Source organism: Pseudonocardia sp. TRM90224 (assembly GCF_021245725.1).
In the GTDB taxonomy this organism is placed as follows: Bacteria; Actinomycetota; Actinomycetes; order Mycobacteriales; family Pseudonocardiaceae; genus Pseudonocardia.
Map to the genome: position 1 here is coordinate 1 of NZ_JAJGSX010000065.1, position 17,151 is coordinate 17,151.

General features: G+C 72.3%; 15 protein-coding genes. 6 read left to right on the top strand and 9 right to left on the bottom strand.

Annotated elements, in window-relative coordinates; genetic code table 11:
* Positions 1 to 310 precede the first annotated feature (310 nt).
* The 6 genes from meaB to LL648_RS40980 all read right to left on the bottom strand — a co-directional run bounded on the left by meaB (position 311) and on the right by LL648_RS40980 (position 7,232).
* Positions 311 to 1,309 carry a methylmalonyl Co-A mutase-associated GTPase MeaB gene (gene meaB, locus LL648_RS40955; protein ID WP_232668372.1) on the bottom strand — a complete coding sequence of 333 codons (999 nt, stop codon included), beginning with the start codon at positions 1,307 to 1,309 and terminating at the stop codon, positions 311 to 313.
* A 10-nt stretch (positions 1,310 to 1,319) separates the two neighbouring features.
* Positions 1,320 to 3,509, bottom strand: coding sequence for a methylmalonyl-CoA mutase (gene scpA / locus LL648_RS40960; protein ID WP_232668373.1), 2,190 nt, complete (start codon positions 3,507 to 3,509; stop codon positions 1,320 to 1,322).
* On the bottom strand, positions 3,506 to 5,419 hold the full coding sequence (locus LL648_RS40965; protein WP_232668374.1) for a methylmalonyl-CoA mutase family protein: 1,914 nt from the start codon (positions 5,417 to 5,419) through the stop codon (positions 3,506 to 3,508). The genes scpA and LL648_RS40965 overlap by 4 nt, the downstream gene beginning before the upstream one ends.
* A 96-nt stretch (positions 5,420 to 5,515) precedes the next feature.
* The gene (locus tag LL648_RS40970) at positions 5,516 to 5,962 is read right to left on the bottom strand and encodes a Rieske (2Fe-2S) protein (protein WP_232668375.1); all 447 of its coding nucleotides are present in this window, start codon (positions 5,960 to 5,962) and stop codon (positions 5,516 to 5,518) included.
* 23 nt (positions 5,963 to 5,985) lie between these two features.
* Entirely contained in the window at positions 5,986 to 6,552 is a 567-nt protein-coding gene (locus tag LL648_RS40975; RefSeq protein ID WP_232668376.1) for a DUF6529 family protein, read from the bottom strand.
* On the bottom strand, positions 6,549 to 7,232 hold the full coding sequence (locus LL648_RS40980) for a hypothetical protein (protein WP_232668377.1): 684 nt from the start codon (positions 7,230 to 7,232) through the stop codon (positions 6,549 to 6,551). Before LL648_RS40980 ends, LL648_RS40975 begins: the two co-directional genes overlap by 4 nt.
* A 183-nt stretch (positions 7,233 to 7,415) precedes the next feature.
* Between LL648_RS40980 and LL648_RS40985 the strand changes: the two genes are divergently transcribed.
* The 6 genes from LL648_RS40985 (at position 7,416) to cydC (ending at position 14,573) form a co-directional block, all read left to right on the top strand.
* The gene (locus LL648_RS40985) at positions 7,416 to 7,982 is read left to right on the top strand and encodes a sigma-70 family RNA polymerase sigma factor (protein WP_232668378.1); all 567 of its coding nucleotides are present in this window, start codon (positions 7,416 to 7,418) and stop codon (positions 7,980 to 7,982) included.
* Positions 7,979 to 8,656: an anti-sigma factor gene (locus LL648_RS40990; RefSeq protein WP_232668379.1), complete on the top strand. Its 678-nt coding sequence runs from the start codon at positions 7,979 to 7,981 to the stop codon at positions 8,654 to 8,656. The genes LL648_RS40985 and LL648_RS40990 overlap by 4 nt, the downstream gene beginning before the upstream one ends.
* A 206-nt stretch (positions 8,657 to 8,862) precedes the next feature.
* A complete protein-coding gene (locus LL648_RS40995) occupies positions 8,863 to 10,254 on the top strand; it encodes a cytochrome ubiquinol oxidase subunit I (RefSeq protein ID WP_232668380.1) in 1,392 nt (463 codons plus the stop codon).
* 11 nt (positions 10,255 to 10,265) lie between these two features.
* The gene (cydB, locus tag LL648_RS41000) at positions 10,266 to 11,273 is read left to right on the top strand and encodes a cytochrome d ubiquinol oxidase subunit II (RefSeq protein WP_232668381.1); all 1,008 of its coding nucleotides are present in this window, start codon (positions 10,266 to 10,268) and stop codon (positions 11,271 to 11,273) included.
* Between the two features lie 10 nt (positions 11,274 to 11,283).
* The gene (gene cydD / locus LL648_RS41005; RefSeq protein WP_232668382.1) at positions 11,284 to 12,945 is read left to right on the top strand and encodes a thiol reductant ABC exporter subunit CydD; all 1,662 of its coding nucleotides are present in this window, start codon (positions 11,284 to 11,286) and stop codon (positions 12,943 to 12,945) included.
* The gene (cydC, locus tag LL648_RS41010; RefSeq protein ID WP_232668383.1) at positions 12,942 to 14,573 is read left to right on the top strand and encodes a thiol reductant ABC exporter subunit CydC; all 1,632 of its coding nucleotides are present in this window, start codon (positions 12,942 to 12,944) and stop codon (positions 14,571 to 14,573) included. The genes cydD and cydC overlap by 4 nt, the downstream gene beginning before the upstream one ends.
* 86 nt (positions 14,574 to 14,659) lie before the next feature.
* On the opposite strand, the gene LL648_RS41015 is transcribed toward cydC, so the two are convergent.
* The 3 genes from LL648_RS41015 to LL648_RS41025 form a co-directional block, all read right to left on the bottom strand.
* Entirely contained in the window at positions 14,660 to 14,875 is a 216-nt protein-coding gene (locus LL648_RS41015; RefSeq protein WP_232668384.1) for a hypothetical protein, read from the bottom strand.
* 148 nt (positions 14,876 to 15,023) lie between these two features.
* Positions 15,024 to 16,256, bottom strand: coding sequence for a DUF4032 domain-containing protein (locus LL648_RS41020; protein ID WP_232668385.1), 1,233 nt, complete (start codon positions 16,254 to 16,256; stop codon positions 15,024 to 15,026).
* Positions 16,257 to 16,280: 24 nt separating this feature from the next.
* The gene (locus LL648_RS41025) at positions 16,281 to 17,042 is read right to left on the bottom strand and encodes an SDR family oxidoreductase (RefSeq protein ID WP_232668386.1); all 762 of its coding nucleotides are present in this window, start codon (positions 17,040 to 17,042) and stop codon (positions 16,281 to 16,283) included.
* Positions 17,043 to 17,151 lie beyond the last annotated feature (109 nt).

The following is a 17,151-nucleotide window of genomic DNA, read 5'->3' on the forward strand; positions in this document are numbered from 1 at the left end:
GCACGGTGAGTCGACACCTCCGGCACGGTGAGTCGACACCTCCGGCACGGTGAGTCGACACCTCCGGCACGGTGAGTTGTCACTTCCGATACCGCCCGCCCTCCCCGCGCTGTCGACTCACCGTGCTGAAAGTGACAACTCACCGGGCTGAAAGTGACAACTCACCGGGCTGAAGGTGACGACTCACCGTGCTGAAAGTGTCGACTCACCCGCTCAGGGCGCGGCCAACACGTCGCGGATGAACGTGTCGCCGAGGCACGGAATGCGTGCGCCCCGCACACGTTGCCACCCGGCCCGTCGCGGCGCCGGCCTACTCCCCCGCCAGCCCGAGCCGTCCGAGCAGCTGCTGCGCCGCGAGGGTCGGGGGCAGCTCCCCCGCCCGGACGCCCGCCTCCAGCCCCGGCAGCAGTTCCTTGACGCCGGGGTCGTCGCGGAGGCGGTCCATGAGCTGGTCGCGGACCATCGCCCACATCCACTGCACCTGCTGCCCGGCGCGCTTGCCGGCGAGCTCGCCGTGCTCGTCGAGGGTGCCGCGGTGGCGGCGCACGGCCGCCCAGACCTCGTCGATCCCGCCGCCGGTCTGCGCGCTGCACGGGATGACGGGCGGCTTCCAGGCCGCGCTCTGTGGCGTGACCAGCCGCAACGCGCTCGTCAGCTCCCGGGCCGCCGCGCGGGCGTCGCGCTCGTGCGGGCCGTCGGCCTTGTTCACCGCGACGACGTCGGCCAGCTCGAGGATGCCCTTCTTGATGCCCTGCAGCGAGTCGCCGGTGCGCGCGATCGTGAGCAGCAGGAACGTGTCGACCATGCCGGCGACGGCGATCTCCGACTGCCCCACGCCGACGGTCTCGACGAGCACCACGTCGAACCCGGCCGCCTCCATCAGCACGATCGTCTCGCGGGTGGCCCTGGCGACCCCGCCGAGCGTTCCCGCGGTCGGCGACGGCCGCACGAACGCGGCTTCGTCGATCGACAGCCGGGCCATGCGGGTCTTGTCGCCGAGGATCGAGCCGCGCGTCCGCGTCGACGACGGGTCGACGGCCAGCACGGCCACCCGGTGCCCGTCACCGGTCAGCCGGGTGCCGAGCGTCTCGATGAACGTCGACTTCCCGACGCCGGGCACACCGCTGATCCCGACCCGCACGGTGCTGCGTTCCGCGGCGTGCGGGAGCAGCTCCACCAGCAGCTGCTGCGCGGCCTGCCGGTGCTCGGCGCGGGTCGACTCGACGAGCGTGATCGCCCGCGCCAGCAACGAGCGCGAGCCGCCGAGCACGCCCTTGACCAGCGCGGGGACGTCGACGGGTCGGGGCATCAGTGCCCCATCAATGGTCGAGCGCCGCGGTCAGCTTCTGCAGCAGGTCGACGGCGGCCTCCGCGATCACCGTGCCCGGCCCGAACACCGCGGCCGCGCCCGCCTCGAACAGCGCGGGGTAGTCGGCCGGCGGGATCACGCCGCCGACGACGACCATGATGTCGGGCCGGTCGAGCTTCGCGAGCTCGTCGCGCAGCTCCGGCACCAGCGTCAGGTGGCCCGCCGCGAGCGAGTTGACCCCGACGACGTGCACGTCGGCCTCGACCGCTTGGCGCGCCACCTCGGCCGGGGTCTGGAAGAGCGGCCCGACGTCGACGTCGAAACCGAGGTCGGCGAACGCGGTGGCGATCACCTTCTGGCCGCGGTCGTGCCCGTCCTGCCCCATCTTCGCCACGAGGATGCGGGGCTGGCGGCCCTCCTCGGCCGCGAACTCGTCCACCAGCTCACGCGCGCGGTCCATGGCCGGATTCTTCCCCGCCTCGGCCGAGTACACGCCCGAAATGATCCGGATCTGCCCGGCGTGGCGCCCGAACACCTTCTCCAGCGAGTCGGAGATCTCCCCGACGGTGGCCATCGCGCGGGCCGCGTCGACCGCGAGCGCGAGCACGTTGTCGCCGTCGCCGCGCGGGCTGCCCTCCGCGATCGCCGCGGCGGCGTTCGTCAGCGCCTGGAGCGCGCTCTCGACGGCCCGGTCGTCGCGTTCCTCCCGCAGCCTGCGCAGCTTCTCGATCTGCTGCGCGCGCACGCCGGCGTTGTCGACCTTCAGGACGTCGATCTGCTCGTCCTCCTCGACGACGTACTTGTTGACGCCGATCACCGGCTGGCGACCGGAGTCGATCCGGGCCTGGGTGCGCGCCGCCGCCTCCTCGACCCGCAGCTTCGGGATGCCGGCGTCGATGGCCTGCGCCATCCCGCCGGCCCGCTCGACCTCGGTGATGTGCGCCCACGCTCGTCGCGCGAGGTCGTAGGTGAGCCGCTCGACGTAGTGGCTGCCGCCCCACGGGTCGATCACGCTCGTGGTGCCGGACTCCTGCTGCAGCAGCAGCTGGGTGTTGCGGGCGATCCGGGCGGAGAAGTCGGTCGGCAGCGCGAGCGCCTCGTCGAGCGCGTTGGTGTGCAGGCTCTGGGTGTGGCCCTGCGTCGCGGCCATCGCCTCGACGCATGTGCGGATCACGTTGTTGTAGACGTCCTGCGCGGTCAGCGACCAGCCCGACGTCTGGCAGTGCGTGCGCAGCGAGAGCGACTTGGGGTTGCTCGGCCCGAACTGGTTGACCAGCTTCGCCCACAGCAGCCGGGCCGCGCGCATCTTCGCGACCTCCATGAAGAAGTTCATGCCGATCGCCCAGAAGAACGAGAGGCGCGGCGCGAACGTGTCGACCGACAGGCCCGCGTCGATCCCGGCCCGCAGGTACTCCACGCCGTCGGCGAGGGTGTAGGCGAGCTCCAGGTCGTTGGTCGCCCCCGCCTCCTGGATGTGGTAGCCGGAGATGGAGATCGAGTTGAACTTCGGCATGTTCCGCGACGTGAACGAGAAGATGTCGGAGATGATCTGCATCGACGGCGCGGGCGGGTAGATGTAGGTGTTGCGGACCATGAACTCCTTGAGGATGTCGTTCTGGATGGTCCCGGTCAGCTGCTCCGGCGCGACGCCCTGCTCCTCGGCCGCGACGATGTAGAGCGCGAGCACGGGCAGCACCGCGCCGTTCATCGTCATGGAAACGGACATCTCGCCCAGCGGGATGCCGTCGAAGAGCTGGCGCATGTCGTAGATCGAGTCGATCGCGACGCCCGCCATGCCGACGTCGCCGGCGACGCGCGGGTGGTCGGAGTCGTAGCCGCGGTGCGTGGCGAGGTCGAACGCGATCGAGAGGCCCTTCTGGCCCGCGGCGAGGTTGCGCCGGTAGAACGCGTTCGACTCCGCGGCGGTCGAGAAGCCCGCGTACTGCCGGATCGTCCACGGCTGGGTCACGTACATCGTCGGGTACGGCCCGCGCAGGTAGGGCGTGATGCCGGGGAACGTCCTGAGGAAGTCGAGCTCCGCCGTGTCGGCCGCCGTGTAGAGCGGCTTGACGGTCACCCCCTCCGGCGCTTCCCACGCCTCCGGTGCGGGCGTGCCGGCGAGGGCGTCGGCCCAGGTCGTCGAGGGTGCGCCGGGGTCCCGGTCGATGTCGAGGTCGATCTTCGTGAAGTCGGGGATCATCGGACGTCCTCCAGCGCCGAGTACACGGCGTCGATCACGGCGAGCGCGTCGCACCCTGCGTAGAGCGTCCCGTCGAGGCCGTCGACGTCGGACCTGCCGGCCAGCAGGACGTGGCGCGCGCCGGCGTCGCGCAGCGCGGCGACGGTCTCCGCGGCCCGTTCGGTGTAGAGCGCGTCGGTCGAGCAGAGCACCGCGACAGGCGTGCCGGCCTCGGCGAACGCGGCGGCCACCTCCTTCGCGGCATCGGTCGGGCCGGCCTCGACGCACTCGATGCCGCCGGCCTGCAGGAGGTTGCGCGCGAAGCCCGCACGGGCGGTGTAGGCGGCGAGCGGACCGAGGGTCGCGAGGAACGCGCGTGGCCGCGAGCCCGACGCTTCGAGCTGCGCGTCGGAGCGGTCGCGGAACGTCTCGAACGGCTCGGCGAGCCGGATGCTCGGCAGCCCGCCCCCACCTCTTACAACACCGCCGCGCTCGGGCAGCGGTTGGCGCGGCACCGGCTTCTCGTCGAGGTCGGGGAACTCGTTCACACCGGTCAGCGACGCCTTCCGGGTCGCGACATCGCGCATCCGCCGCTCCCGCACCGCACCGACGGCGTCGGCGACGAACCCGGAGTCCAGCGCCGCCACGACGCCGCCCGCCGCCTCGATGTCCTGGAAGAACACCCATCCCGCGCGGGCCAGCTCGTCGGTGAGCGACTCGACGAACCACGAACCGCCGGCCGGGTCGATCACCCTGGCCAGGTGCGCCTCCTCGACCAGCAGCGCCTGGGTGTTGCGTGCGATCCGGCGGGAGAACGGCGTCGACGCGCCGATGGCGGCGTCGAACGGGGCCACCGTCACGGCGTCGGCACCGCCGATGCCGGCGGCGAAGCCGGCGACGGTGCCGCGCAGCAGGTTCACGTACGGGTCGCGGCGGGTCAGCATCACCGGTGAGGCGACGGCGTGCTGCGCCTGCCCGGCCGGCGCGCCGCCGCTGGCCTCCAGCACCCGCGACCAGAGCCGCCGCGCGGCGCGCAGCTTTGCGATCGTCGGGAACTGCTCGGCGTTCGCGGCGTAGCGGAACTCCAGCAGCCGCGCGGCGGTGTCGAGGTCGAGCCCGCCATCGGTGAGCGCACGCAGGTAGGCGACGCCGGCGGCGAGGGCGAACCCGAGCTCCTGCGCGTCGGACGCGCCCGCCGAGACCACCGGTACCGTGTCCACGACGATCACCTTGACCTGCGGGAACTCGGCGGCGACCCGCTCCGCGATCGGCATCACCGACGTGACGGGCGGGGCGTCCCCGGTCCGGGCGCGCAGCCCGATCGGGTCGAGCCCGAGCGTCCCGCGCAGCTCCCCGGGTGGCGTGCCGCGCTCGGCGGCGAGCGCGAGGAACGCCTCCGCGGCGGCCTGCGCATCGGCGCCGGCGTCGAGCACGACCGGGGCGAGGTCCAGCAGCACGCCGTCGAGCGCCGCCGGCAGGTCGGCGACAGGTGTGCCGCCCTCGCCGAGCACCAGCCAGATCGACGTGACACCGCACTCCAGGTCGGCAAGCACGGCCGCGTTGGTCGCGGCGGCGTCGGGGTCGGCGTGGCGTTGCCGCACGTCCCAGCCGGCCGGCACGGGCCCCGCGGCCCGCGAGCCGCGCACGAACGGGGCCGCTCCCGGCACGCCGACCGGGCTCTCCGGAACGTCCTGCGCCGTGTACAGCGGCTGCACCGCGATGCCGTCGAGGGTGCGTCGGACCAACTTCCGCACGCCGGCGCCGGGATCAGCGCCAGCCCCGATCCGGCCCGACTTGGCCACGACCTGGTCGACGAGCCGCACCCACGCGTCCCGGCTGGGCGCCGGGAACTCCGCTGCCAGCGACAGCTCCTCCGGCTCGTCGGGCGCGCTGCGGTCCAGCGCGTCCCCGTCGACCTTCGCCGTGGTCATCGACGACTCCCTCCGTCGCTTCCCGTGACCGCACCGGTGCGGCTCGTACAGGTCGCAGAGGGGTGATTCTAGTGAGCGGAAGGGCTGCGTACCTGCTCAGGCGAGTGTGATGGCCGTCCCTGAGACGGTGATCTGCTTCGCAGGAAGCGGGGTCGGCGCGGGGCCGTCGGTGACCGAACCGTCCGCCGCGGCGAACACGCTCCCGTGGCAGGGGCACTTGATGACGCCGTCCGCGACGCTCTCGACCACGCAGCCCTGGTGGGTGCACGTCGCCGAGAACGCCTTGAACGTCCCCGCGGTCGGTTGGGTGATCACCAGGTCCTGGTCGGCGAAGATCAGCCCGCCGCCGACCGGGATGTCCGCGGTCGAGGCGATCTGCGCCGCCCCGGAGCCGTTGGCGGCGCCACCCGCGGGGGCGGGCCCGGCCGGGGCCGGCGCCGGTGGGTTCGAACGGCCGGGGCCGTAGCCGGCGCATGCCGTGAGCGCGGCCGCGCAGGTGCCGCAGGCGCCGATCAGCACGGCCCTGCGTGAGGGCGTAGACATGCTTCTCCTAGAAGAGGATGGGGCTAGAAGGTGAGTCCGGAGGTGCTGAAGAACCACACCGAGGATGTCAGCCAGAGCACTGTGAGCCCGGTGAAGACGAGGCCGCCGAGCACGGGAAGGCTCCAGCCGGGCACGTTCTTGCGGCTCAGCAGGAGCATCTTCGCGACGAACATGCCGTAGAAGAAACAGCCGGCCAGCGAGTGCACGAGCACCCGCGGCTCGCCGTGCTGGAACCCGAGCGCGTAGAGGCAGTGCACCGCGACCGGCACCGTGACCAGCACCGCGATCCGGCCCGACCACCGGTGCAGGCCACTCACCCATGGCGGCGACCAGCTCCCGAACCGGCCGTACATGATCATCGCGGAGATCACCTGCACCACCGCGAGCAGGAACGCGATCGTCGCGAGCCACGCCTTCGCGGACGTGCCGGAGGAGAACCCCGCCACGTTGAACGCGAAGAACGCGGCCTGGTGCAGCTGCCCGTACACGCCGATGCCGACGCTGACCGCAACCCCGATCACGAGCGCGAGCAGCAAACCTCCGGCGCCGGAGGGTTCCCGCCGGCGCTGGATGCGTACGGTCTCCGTCATCGTTTGATCACCTTGTCCCCGCCGTCGATGGCGGTGACGGTAACGGGAACCCCGTCGATCCGGACAGCACCGAGGTCGGCCGGGTTCAGCGGGGGTGCGGGCTGCGCCACGCCGTTCGCCGACCGGATCCCGACCTGGCTGCCGTCCTCCAAGACGATCCAGCCGACGCGGTTCGCGACACCCTGCACGTCGGCGCGGCCCTCGTACAGCCCGGAGGGCGGGGTCGCGGCCTTTGCGTCGTACGACCACGACTTGTCGGCGACGGTGATCGTGCCCGTCGATTTCTTCTCGTCGACGGTGCCGCTGACGGTCGAGGTGCCGGCGGAGTTCTTCAGCTCGACCGAGCTGCCCTTCACCTCACCCTCCAGCCAGGCCTCGATCTTCTTGCCGTCGCAGACGTACGCGACCGCCTTGCCGGCCTCCACCGCGATCGCGATGGTCAGCTCCTTGCCGGGCGTCTGCCCCGCGTAGGCGAGCTTCTCGACGGCGGGCGCGGGCTCGGCGGGAACCTCGGGCGGGACCTCGGCGGGCGGCTGCGGTGGAGCCGCTTCGGCGTTGGTGGCTTGCGCCGCGGGGGCGGGCGGAGCGGTTGCCGGGTCGCCCGCCCTGTTCGCCACGAACAGGGCCGCGCCGAGAACCGCAACAGCCAGCAGGGTCAGCAGGGGGCCGGTTCGCTTCATGTCTCCTACACGGATCGCGAGCGAGGACGGTTCAGGAGCAGCGATATGAAAGCACGGGTGCGCTTTCACAGGCGTTTCAGCCGGCGCGGTGAACCGTTCGGTGGCCGCGTCCGTGTGGTCGATCGTGACGGATAGGGTCCGCCCTTCTCGAACCCACATTGCCCGGACCCGAACGGAGGGCGCATGGCGATCCGCGGTAGACCCGCGAGGAAGGCCGCCCCTGCGCGCATCGAGGCCGACGAGGCCTTGGTCCACGCGGTGTACGCCGAACACGGGCGCGCGCTGCTCGCCTACGCCACCCGGTTGCTCGGCGACCGGGCGGCCGCGGAGGACGTCGTGCAGGAAACCCTGATCAGGGCCTGGCGGCACCCGGAGGTGATCACCAACGGCAAGGGCTCGACGCGGGGTTGGCTGCTCACCGTCACCCGCAACATCGTCACCGACCGGATGCGGGCCAAGGCCGCCCGGCCGCGGGAGGTCCCGGAGTCGCCGGAGACCCCTCCCATCTCGCGTGACCACGCCGACCAGGTGGTGGCATCGGTGACCGTCCTGAGCGCCATGGACTCGCTCTCGGAGGACCACCGCGGCGTGTTGCAGCAGATCTACTTCCACGGCCGCAGCCTCGGCGAGGCCGCTGCCGCGCTGGGCATACCGGCGGGCACGGTCAAGTCCCGCTCCTACTACGCGCTGCGGGCACTGCGGGAACGGCTCTCCGATGCCGAGGGCGTGAAGGACGGGGTGATCGCGTGACGGCCGCAGGGCACGACGGCGTCGAGATCGGCGCGTACACGCTCGGGCTGCTCGACGCCCAGCAGGCGCGTGCCGTCGAGCAGCACATGGCGGGATGCGCGCCCTGCCGGCGCGAATGGGAGGAGCTTCGGGAGATGACGGATCTGCTCGGCGAGCTTCCGCCTGAGGCCTTCCTCGACGGCCCACCGGACGGCGACCTGGTGCTGCAGCGCACGCTGCGGCAGGTCCGCGCGGAGAAGGCGGCGCCGCAGCGCCGGCGCAGATGGGTGGTCGGGCTGTCCGCCGCGGCCGTGGTGGCGGCTGTGCTCGGCGGCGGGATCGTCGTCGGCCGCGTCACGTCGACGACATCGTCGGTCACGCAGGTGGCCGGCTCCGTGAACGTCGAAGGAACCGACCAGTCGGGCCACGTCGCGATGCGTGCGACGGTCAGCCCGGCCGCCAACTGGGTGCGCCTCACCGCCAACGTGCGCGGCATCCCCGCCGGGGAACGCTGCCGGATCATCGTCGTCGCGAAGGACGGCACGCAGGAGATCGCGGGCTCGTGGACCGTCCCCGCGACGGGTGAGGCGAACGGCGTCACCCTCAACGGCTCGGCGGCGATCCCGATCGGCGAGGTCGCGGCCGTGACGGTGGAGAACGCCGCGGGCAAGGAGTTCATCTCGCTCTCGACGTAAACCCACGCGGCGAGGCAGCCCCTGGGGCTCCGCCCCGGGGGTGCCTGGAAAGCCACTTTCCCGTCCTGTGGCGCCGGGAAGGTGGCTTTCCAGGCAACACGTGCGGGACGCACACGTTGCGTGTGAGCCTGCTCCTACGCACCGGACTTCTACTTCGTGTAGAACTACTACAGGACGTAGAAGTTCGACGGAGCGGGGGCTCGACCGTGGACGCGTTGGACCTGGCCAGGTGGCAGTTCGGGATCACGACGATCTACCACTTCCTGTTCGTGCCGCTCACGATCGGCCTCTCGGTGATCGTCGCGGTGCTGCAGACGGCGTGGCACCGCACCGGCAAGGTCGAGTACCTGCAGGCCACCCGGTTCTTCGGGAAGCTGTTCCTGATCAACTTCGCGATGGGTGTGGTCACCGGGATCGTCCAGGAGTTCCAGTTCGGGATGAACTGGAGCACCTACTCCACCTTCGTCGGCGACGTCTTCGGCGCGCCGCTGGCGATGGAGGCACTGCTCGCGTTCTTCCTGGAGTCGACGTTCATCGGGCTCTGGATCTTCGGCTGGGACAAGCTGCCCCGCAGGGTGCACCTGGCCACGATCTGGGCCGCCGCGATCGGCTCCAACCTCTCCGCGTACTTCATCCTCGCCGCCAACGCCTGGATGCGGCACCCCGTCGGCTTCGAGGTGGACGAGGCCCGCGGGCGCGCGCACCTCACCGACATCGGCGCCGTGCTCACCAACCAGCAGGCGATCTCCACCTACGTCCACGTCGTCAGCGCGGCGTTCGTCGTCGCCGGGCTCTTCGTGGTCGCGGTCAGCGCGTACCGGCTGCTGCGCGCCCCCGAGGAGCGCGCGCTCTTCCGGCGCACGCTGCGGCTCGGGTTGGCGGTCACCGCGGTCGCCGGTGCGATCGTCGCGGTCTCGGGCGACAACCAGGCCAAGCTGATGGCCGAGTACGAGCCGATGAAGCTCGCGTCGGCCGAGGCGCTCTGGGAGACCGAGGCCCCGGCGGGGTTCTCGATCGTCGCGATCGGCGACCTGGACGCCGGGCGCAACATCGTCGACATCGAGGTGCCCTACGTCCTCAGCTTCCTCGCGACGGGCTCGATCAACGGCGAGGTCGAAGGCATCCACGAGCTCCAGGCCCGCTTCCAGGAGCAGTTCGGCCCCGGCGACTACCGGCCCAACATCCCGGTCCTGTACTGGTCGTTCCGGCTGATGATCGCCCTCGGTCTGGCCGGGGTCGGGATCGGCGTGGTCGGGTTGTGGCTCACCCGCGGCAGCCGGCTGCCGCAACGCCGCTGGATGTACAAGGTCGCGATGCTCGGCCTGCCCGCCGCACTGGCCGCCAACATCTTCGGCTGGGTGCTCACCGAGATGGGTCGCCAGCCGTGGACGGTGGTCGGTGAGCTGCTCACCGCCGCGAGCGTCTCCCCCGGTGTGAGCCTCGGCGAGGTCGCGTTCTCGCTCAGCGTCTTCACCGCTCTGTACGGCGTGCTCGCCGTGGTCGAGGTCCGCCTGCTCCACAGGTACGTCAAGGCCGGGCCCGCGCACGTCATGCCCGCAACAGCCGACAACGAACGCGTCCCCGCGTTCATCTACTGAGGAGCGAAGCCGTGGATCTGCCGACCGTCTGGTTCGTCGCCATCGCGGTGCTCTGGACCGGCTACTTCGTGCTCGAAGGTTTCGACTTCGGCGTCGGCATGCTGCTGCCGGTGATCGGGCGGGGCAAGCACGCCGACACCGACCGCCGCGTGATGATCAACTCGATCGGCCCGGTGTGGGACGGCAACGAGGTCTGGCTGATCACCGCCGTCGGTGCGATGTTCGCGGCGTTCCCCGCCTGGTACGCCGGCCTGCTCAGCGGGTTCTACCTGCCGCTGCTGCTGGTCATCGTGGCGCTGATCCTGCGCGGTGTCGCGTTCGAGTACCGCGGCAAGGTCGACGACCCGCGCTGGCGCGCCCGGTGGGACGTCGCGATCGTCGCCGGCAGCACGGTCCCCGCGTTCGTCTGGGGCGTCGTGTTCGCCAACGTGCTGCGCGGTCTGGAGATCGACGCGGCGGGCGTCGTGCGGTCCGACCTGCTCGACCTGCTCAACCCGTACGCGCTGCTCGGCGGCCTCACCACGACGGCGCTGTTCGCGCTGCACGGGGCGTTCTTCCTCGCGCTGAAGACCGACGGGCCGGTGCGGGCCCGCGCCCGCAAGGTCGGCCGGCGGGTCGCGGCGCTCGCGACGGGTGGGGTGTTCGCGTTCCTCGGCCTCACCCAGGCCGCCACCGGGACGTCCGTCACCGCGTTCACGGCGGTCGCGGCGGTCGGTGCGCTGCTCGCCGGGGCGGCGCTGGCCGGGCGGCGGCGCGAGGGCTGGGCGTTCGTGGCAACGGCGGCGTCGATCGTCGCGTTCTCGGTGACGATCTTCCTGTCGCTGTTCCCCGCCGCGCTGCCGTCGATCACCGACCCGGCGCTGGGCCTCACGCTCGCCGAAGCCGCCTCCGGCCCCTACACGCTGGGCGTCCTGAGCTGGATCGGCGCGGCGTTCCTGCCGCTGGTCGTGCTCTACCAGTCCTGGAGCTACTGGGTGTTCCGGCGCAGGGTCACCCGCGCGCACGTCGGTTCCGTGTGAGAGGCACACCATGAGACCGCTGGACCCGCGGCTCGTCCGCACCGCCCGCTCCGTCAGGGTGCACCTCGCCGTGACGACCCTCTGCGGTGTCGCGCTCACCGGCCTCGTGCTGGCGCAGGCGTGGCTGATCGCCAGGGTGGTCGCCGGCGCGACGGCGGGCGAGACGGTGGGGGCGGCCGTCGCGGCGCTCGGGTTCGTCGTGCTGGCCAGGGTCGGGCTCGCGTACGGCGCGGAGACCGCGGCGCTGCGCAGCGCCGTCACCGTCAAGTCGGAGCTGCGCCGCAAGCTGGTCACGCACGTGACCCGGCCCGGCGCCGACCCGACGAGCACCGACGCCGGCGGCGTCGCCACCCTCGCCACGAGCGGGCTCGACGCACTCGACGACTACATCGCGCGCTACCTGCCGCAGCTCGTGCTCGCAGTGGTCACGCCGGTCGCCGTGCTCGCCGTCGTCGGCACGGCGGACTGGCTCTCCGCGCTGGTCATCGGCCTGACGCTGCCGCTGGTGCCGCTGTTCATGGCGCTGGTCGGCTGGCACACGCAGGCGCGGACGCAACGCCAGTGGCGGCTGCTGGAACGGCTCGGCGGGCACTTCCTCGACGTCGTCGAGGGCCTGCCGACGCTCGCGCTGTTCCGGCGGGCGAAGGCGGAAGCCGCGCTGATCCGCTCGGTCACCGAGGAGCACCGCAGCGCCACGATGGGCACGTTGCGGGTGGCCTTCCTCTCCGCGTTCGTGCTGGAGCTGCTCTCCACGCTCGCCGTCGCCGTAGTGGCCGTCGAGGTCGGGTTGCGGCTGCTCTACGGCGGGCTGAGCCTGGAGACGGCGCTGCTCGTGCTCATCCTCGCGCCGGAGGCGTACCTGCCGTTGCGCGAGGTCGGCGCCCGCTTCCACGCGAGCCAGGAGGGGGTCGCGGCCACCTCGCGGGTGCTCGACCTCCTCGACGAGGCACCTCCCGAACCGCCGGGGCACGGGCCGGCTCCCGCGCCGCGGCGGGTGCGGTTCGTCGACGTCTCGCTCACCTACCCGGGTGCGCGCACCGCACTGCAGGGCGTCGACCTCGCCGTGCCGGAAGGGCGGACGCTGCTGGTCACGGGCCGGAGCGGGGCGGGCAAGAGCAGCCTGCTCGCGCTGCTGCTGCGGTTCGTCGCGCCGACCACGGGCACGATCGTCCTGGACACCGACCAGGGTTCGCTCGACCTCGCCGAGACCGACCCCGACTCGTGGCGGCGGCGCATCGCGTGGGTGCCGCAGCAGCCCTACCTCTTCGATGCCTCCGCGGCCGACAACATCCGGCTCGGCGAGCCCGACGCGAGCGACGCCCAGGTGCGTCGCGCCGCCGAGCTGGCCGAGGCGCACGAGCTGATCAGCGCGTTGCCGCAGGGGTACGGCACGCCGCTCGGCGAGCGCGGCACGCGGCTGTCGGCGGGCCAGCGCCAGCGGATCGCGCTGGCCAGGGCGTTCCTCCGGGCCGAGACCGGCGGCGCCGACCTGGTGCTGCTCGACGAGCCGACCGCGCACCTCGACGCCTACAACGCCGCGCTCGTCCGGGCCGCGGTGGCCCGGCTGGTGCGGGGGCGCACGGCCGTCGTGGTCGCGCACGACGAGGGCTGGGCCGATCTCGCCGACGACGTCGTCGAGCTCGCGGGCGGACGGGAGCGGGTGTCAGCATGATCACCGATCCCCTGCTGCGGATGATCGCGCTCGCCCGACCGCGCGGCACCCGGTTCGCGCTCGGCGTACTGGCCGGTGCCGCGGCGACCGCGTCGGGGCTGGCGTTGCTCGCGGTGGCGGCGTGGCTCATCGCGACCGCGGCGACGCACCCGCCGCTCACCGCGCTCTCGGTGGCCGTCGTGGCGACCAGGGCACTGGGTGTCACCCGCGGCCTCGCCCGCTACCTGGAGCGGCTCGTCACCCACGACGCCGCCCTGCGCACGCTCTCCGACGTGCGGGCACGCGTGTACGAGCGGCTCGCGCACACCGAGCCGATCCACCGGTTCCGCACCGGCGACCTGGTGCGGCGGCTCGTCGGCGACACCGACGCCACCCAGGACCTGCTGATCCGCGGCCTGACACCGCCGCTCGCCGCGCTCGCCACCGGGGCCGGCGCCGTCGTGCTCGCCACCGCGCTGCTCGCGCCGGCCGGGCTGCTGCTCGCCGGCGGGCTGCTGCTGGGCGGGGTGGCGATCCCGGCGATGGCTGCGGCGGCCGGGCGCGGCCCCGGCCGGCGCCGCGCGGCGGCGTCGGCCACGCTGTCGACCACGCTGGTGGACACCCTGCACGGTGCGCCCGACCTGGTGGCGTACGGCGCGATGCCGCGCGCGGTCGCGCGCCTCGAGGCGGCGGACGCGGAGCTGGCCTCGCTGGGGCGCCGCGACGCCGCGCTGCTCGGGGCAGGCGCGGGGGCGTCCGCGCTGGTCGCCGGGCTGACGCTGTGGGCGACCCTGCTGCTCGGGGTGGCCGCGGTGGCCGGGGGCACGCTCGGCGCCGTGCCGTTCGCGGTGCTGGCGCTGACCGCGCTGGCGGCGTTCGAGATCGTCGCCCCGCTGCCCGCGGTGGCGAACCGGCTCGGCGCGCTGCGCGCCACCGGGGCGCGGCTGTTCGACGTGCTCGACACCCCACCTGCCGTGCAGGTGCGGTCGACCCGCCCGCGCACCGCCGACCCCGGGCTGCGCATCCGCGGGCTGCGGGTGCGCTACGGCCCCGACGAGCCGTGGGCGCTCGACGGGCTCGACCTCGACGTCGCACCCGGCCGGCGCATCGCGATCGTCGGGGCGAGCGGGGCGGGCAAGAGCACGCTGGCCGACGTCCTGTTCCGGTTCCGCGACCCCGACGCCGGCAGCGTCCACCTCGACGGGATGGACCTCACCGGCCTCGCCCCCGACGACGTGCGGGCGCTGGTCAGCGGCATGCCGCAGGACCCGCACCTGTTCACCGGCACCGTCCGGCAGAACCTGCTGCTCGCCCGCCCGGACGCCGGCGACGACGAGCTGTCCGACGTGCTGCGCAGGGTGCGCCTCGGGGTCGACGGCGGGATCGACCTGGACACCGAGGTGGGCACGCACGGCGGACGCCTCTCCGGTGGGATGCGGCAGCGGGTCGCGCTGGCGCGGGCGTTGCTCGCGGACCCCCGACTCCTGGTGCTCGACGAGCCGACCACCCACCTCGACCCCGACACGCGCGACGCCGTCCTCGACGACATCCTCACCGCAACCGCCGGCCGCTCCCTGATCCTGATCACGCACGACCCGGCCGGTCTCGACCGGCTGGACGAGGTGATCACCCTCGACACGCACCCGTAACTTCCCCACCGTTTTGGGTGGATGCGCGCCCAAAGAGCGCGCATGTGCCCAAAACGGTGGGGAGATTTCGGGTCAGCTGGTCGACGTCAGCACTTGTCGCCGAACTTCTCGTAACACACGCCGGTCGAGGTGCGGCAGAACCGCACCCACCAGAACGACCCGCCGCGCGCGCAGCAGACCGGTGTGGTGCACGTGTTCGGGCCGCCGCACAGGATCGCGCACCCGCCCGCCGCGCGTGCCTGCGCCTTCGGCACGACCATGGCGAGCACGTCGTCAGCCAGCTTGCCGATGAACCCGGTCATCGAGCCCCCTCCGTCGGATACGCCTTCGTACCGTCGCGACGGGCACCCCGAACAGGCAAGTCGACCGGCAACACCCCCAACTTCCCCACCGTTTTGCCTACTTGCACGCCCTTGGGGGCATGCAGGTTGGCAAAACGGTGGGGAACTTTCAGGACGGGACGCCGGGGGCTTCCGGGAGCACGGTCAGCGTCTTCGGCGCCGCGGGCAGGATCTTGTCGACGTACGACTTCGTCGCCGCCGTCGTCCCGACGTCCTTGCCTGCGAGCTCCGACAGGAACCACCGGTGCTCGAGGATCTCGTGGAACATCTCGGCCGGCGCGAGCCGGTCGGTGAGCGATTCCGGCACCCGCGCGAGCGCACGGTCGTACACCTCGGAGCGCCAGCGGTGCGCCGCGACGATCTCCGGGACGGCCCGGCCCTCCTTCTGCTCGAGGTGCCCGCGGTAGCTGCGCACGTCGTTGAGCAGGCGCCGGGCCTGGTTCTCGGTCGTCTGCAGGCCGGTCAGCGCGAACAGCTGGTTGCGGTGCCGCCCGGTCTGCGCGACCTGCGTGTGCACGCGCAGCCGCGTGCCCTCCTCTGTCGTGATGAGCTCGATCTCGTCGACGTCGAAGCCCAGCTCGTTGAGCCGGTCGATGCGCTCGGCGACCCGGTAGCGCTGCTCGTCGGGCCGGAACACCTCTTCACGGGTCAGCTCGTCCCAGAGCGCTGCGTAGCGGCGGGGCAGCTGCGCGGCCACCTCGATCGGATCGACGTCGTCGGGCAGCAACCCGCCGGCCTGCAGGTCGAACAGCTCACCACCGACCCGCTCGGCGGCGTACTCGATGTCGGACACCCGCTGCCCCGGGGAGAGCGCGACGTGCATCTCGGCGGTCTCGGCGTCGACGAGGTAGGCGCCGATCCGTCCGGCGTCGGGCCGGAAGAGCGTGTTGGACAGCGAGCAGTCGCCCCAGTAGAGGCCGGCGAGGTGCAGGCGGGCGATCAGCTCGACCATCGCGTCGATCAGCTGGTCGGTCGGGTGCTCGCGGTGGCGCTGCGAGAAGACGTACCGGTAGGACATCGAGTAGTCGAGGAACCGCGTGACCAGCACCGCGTCCTGGCCGTTCGCCCGCTCCACGCACACGCCCAGCACCGAGACGGCGGGCATGCCCATGGTCTCCAGCTCGCCGAGGAGCCGGTACTCGCGGCGGGCGAGCCGCTCGTCGATCTCCTTCAGCGCGTAGACCAGCCCGTCGGTCTCGACGAACCGCACCACGTGCCGGGAGATGCCGCGGTGGGCCACCTCGAGTAACCGGTCGTCCACCCACTCCTCGAGCGGCTGCTCCCACGGGAGCGTCAGCAGGCCGGCCGCGTGCGACGCGGGAGGCCGGAAGATGAAACGCATGGACCGGATTATCCGGCCCTGCGCTCACGCCTTGGGGCCACCTGCCACGTAGATCACCTGTCCGGAGACGAACCCGGCGCCCTCGCTCACGAAGAACGCCACGGTGTGCGCGATGTCCTCCACCTGCCCGGCACGGGCGACGGGGATCTGCGCAGCGCGCGCGGAGACGTAGGTGTCCCAGTCCTCGCCGATGCGTTCGGCCGTCGCGCGGGTCATGTCGCTGACGATGAAGCCCGGCGCGATGCAGTTGGCCGTCACACCGAACTTGCCCAGCTCGATCGCGAGCGTCTTGGTGAAGCCCTGCAGACCGGCCTTCGCCGTGGAGTAGTTGGCCTGGCCCCTGTTGCCGAGCGCCGACGTGCTGGACAGGTTGACGATCCGGCCCCACTTGGCCTCGACCATGTACTTCTGCGTCGCGCGCGCCATCAGGAACGAGCCGCGCAGGTGCACGCCCATCACGGTGTCCCAGTCCGTTTCCGACATCTTGAACAGCAGGTTGTCGCGTGTCACGCCGGCGTTGTTGATCAGCACGGTCGGCGCGCCCAGCTCGGCGGCGACCCGCGTGACTGCAGCTTCCACCTGCTCGGCGTCGGCGACGTCGGCACCCACGGCCAGGGCCCGTCCACCCGCTGACTCGATCGCGTCGACGGTGCCCTTCGCGGCGGACTCGTCGAGGTCGATCACGGCGACAGCGAGGCCGTCGGCAGCCAGGCGCAGCGCGGTGGCCGCGCCGATCCCCCGCGCCGCTCCGGTCACGATCGCGGTGCGCTGCTGGGTGTCGGGCATCTGCGGAGTCCTCTCCATCGACGGCGGTGTCGATCTGCAGTCTTCATCCCGATCCCGGAACCCGCCAAGGCCGGGTGACGCGAGTCGCCCCACGCGGCCCCCACTGGTC

Coding starts and splice junctions, on each gene's coding strand:
- LL648_RS40980 (WP_232668377.1), bottom strand. CDS start 7,232: ATGAAGCGAACCGGCCCCCTGCTGACCCTGCTGGCTGTTGCGGTTCTC.
- LL648_RS41025 (WP_232668386.1), bottom strand. CDS start 17,042: ATGCCCGACACCCAGCAGCGCACCGCGATCGTGACCGGAGCGGCGCGG.
- LL648_RS41015 (WP_232668384.1), bottom strand. CDS start 14,875: ATGACCGGGTTCATCGGCAAGCTGGCTGACGACGTGCTCGCCATGGTC.
- LL648_RS41020 (WP_232668385.1), bottom strand. CDS start 16,256: ATGCGTTTCATCTTCCGGCCTCCCGCGTCGCACGCGGCCGGCCTGCTG.
- cydD (WP_232668382.1), top strand. CDS start 11,284: ATGAGACCGCTGGACCCGCGGCTCGTCCGCACCGCCCGCTCCGTCAGG.
- scpA (WP_232668373.1), bottom strand. CDS start 3,509: ATGATCCCCGACTTCACGAAGATCGACCTCGACATCGACCGGGACCCC.
- LL648_RS40985 (WP_232668378.1), top strand. CDS start 7,416: ATGGCGATCCGCGGTAGACCCGCGAGGAAGGCCGCCCCTGCGCGCATC.
- LL648_RS40975 (WP_232668376.1), bottom strand. CDS start 6,552: ATGACGGAGACCGTACGCATCCAGCGCCGGCGGGAACCCTCCGGCGCC.
- cydC (WP_232668383.1), top strand. CDS start 12,942: ATGATCACCGATCCCCTGCTGCGGATGATCGCGCTCGCCCGACCGCGC.
- meaB (WP_232668372.1), bottom strand. CDS start 1,309: ATGCCCCGACCCGTCGACGTCCCCGCGCTGGTCAAGGGCGTGCTCGGC.
- LL648_RS40965 (WP_232668374.1), bottom strand. CDS start 5,419: ATGACCACGGCGAAGGTCGACGGGGACGCGCTGGACCGCAGCGCGCCC.
- LL648_RS40970 (WP_232668375.1), bottom strand. CDS start 5,962: ATGTCTACGCCCTCACGCAGGGCCGTGCTGATCGGCGCCTGCGGCACC.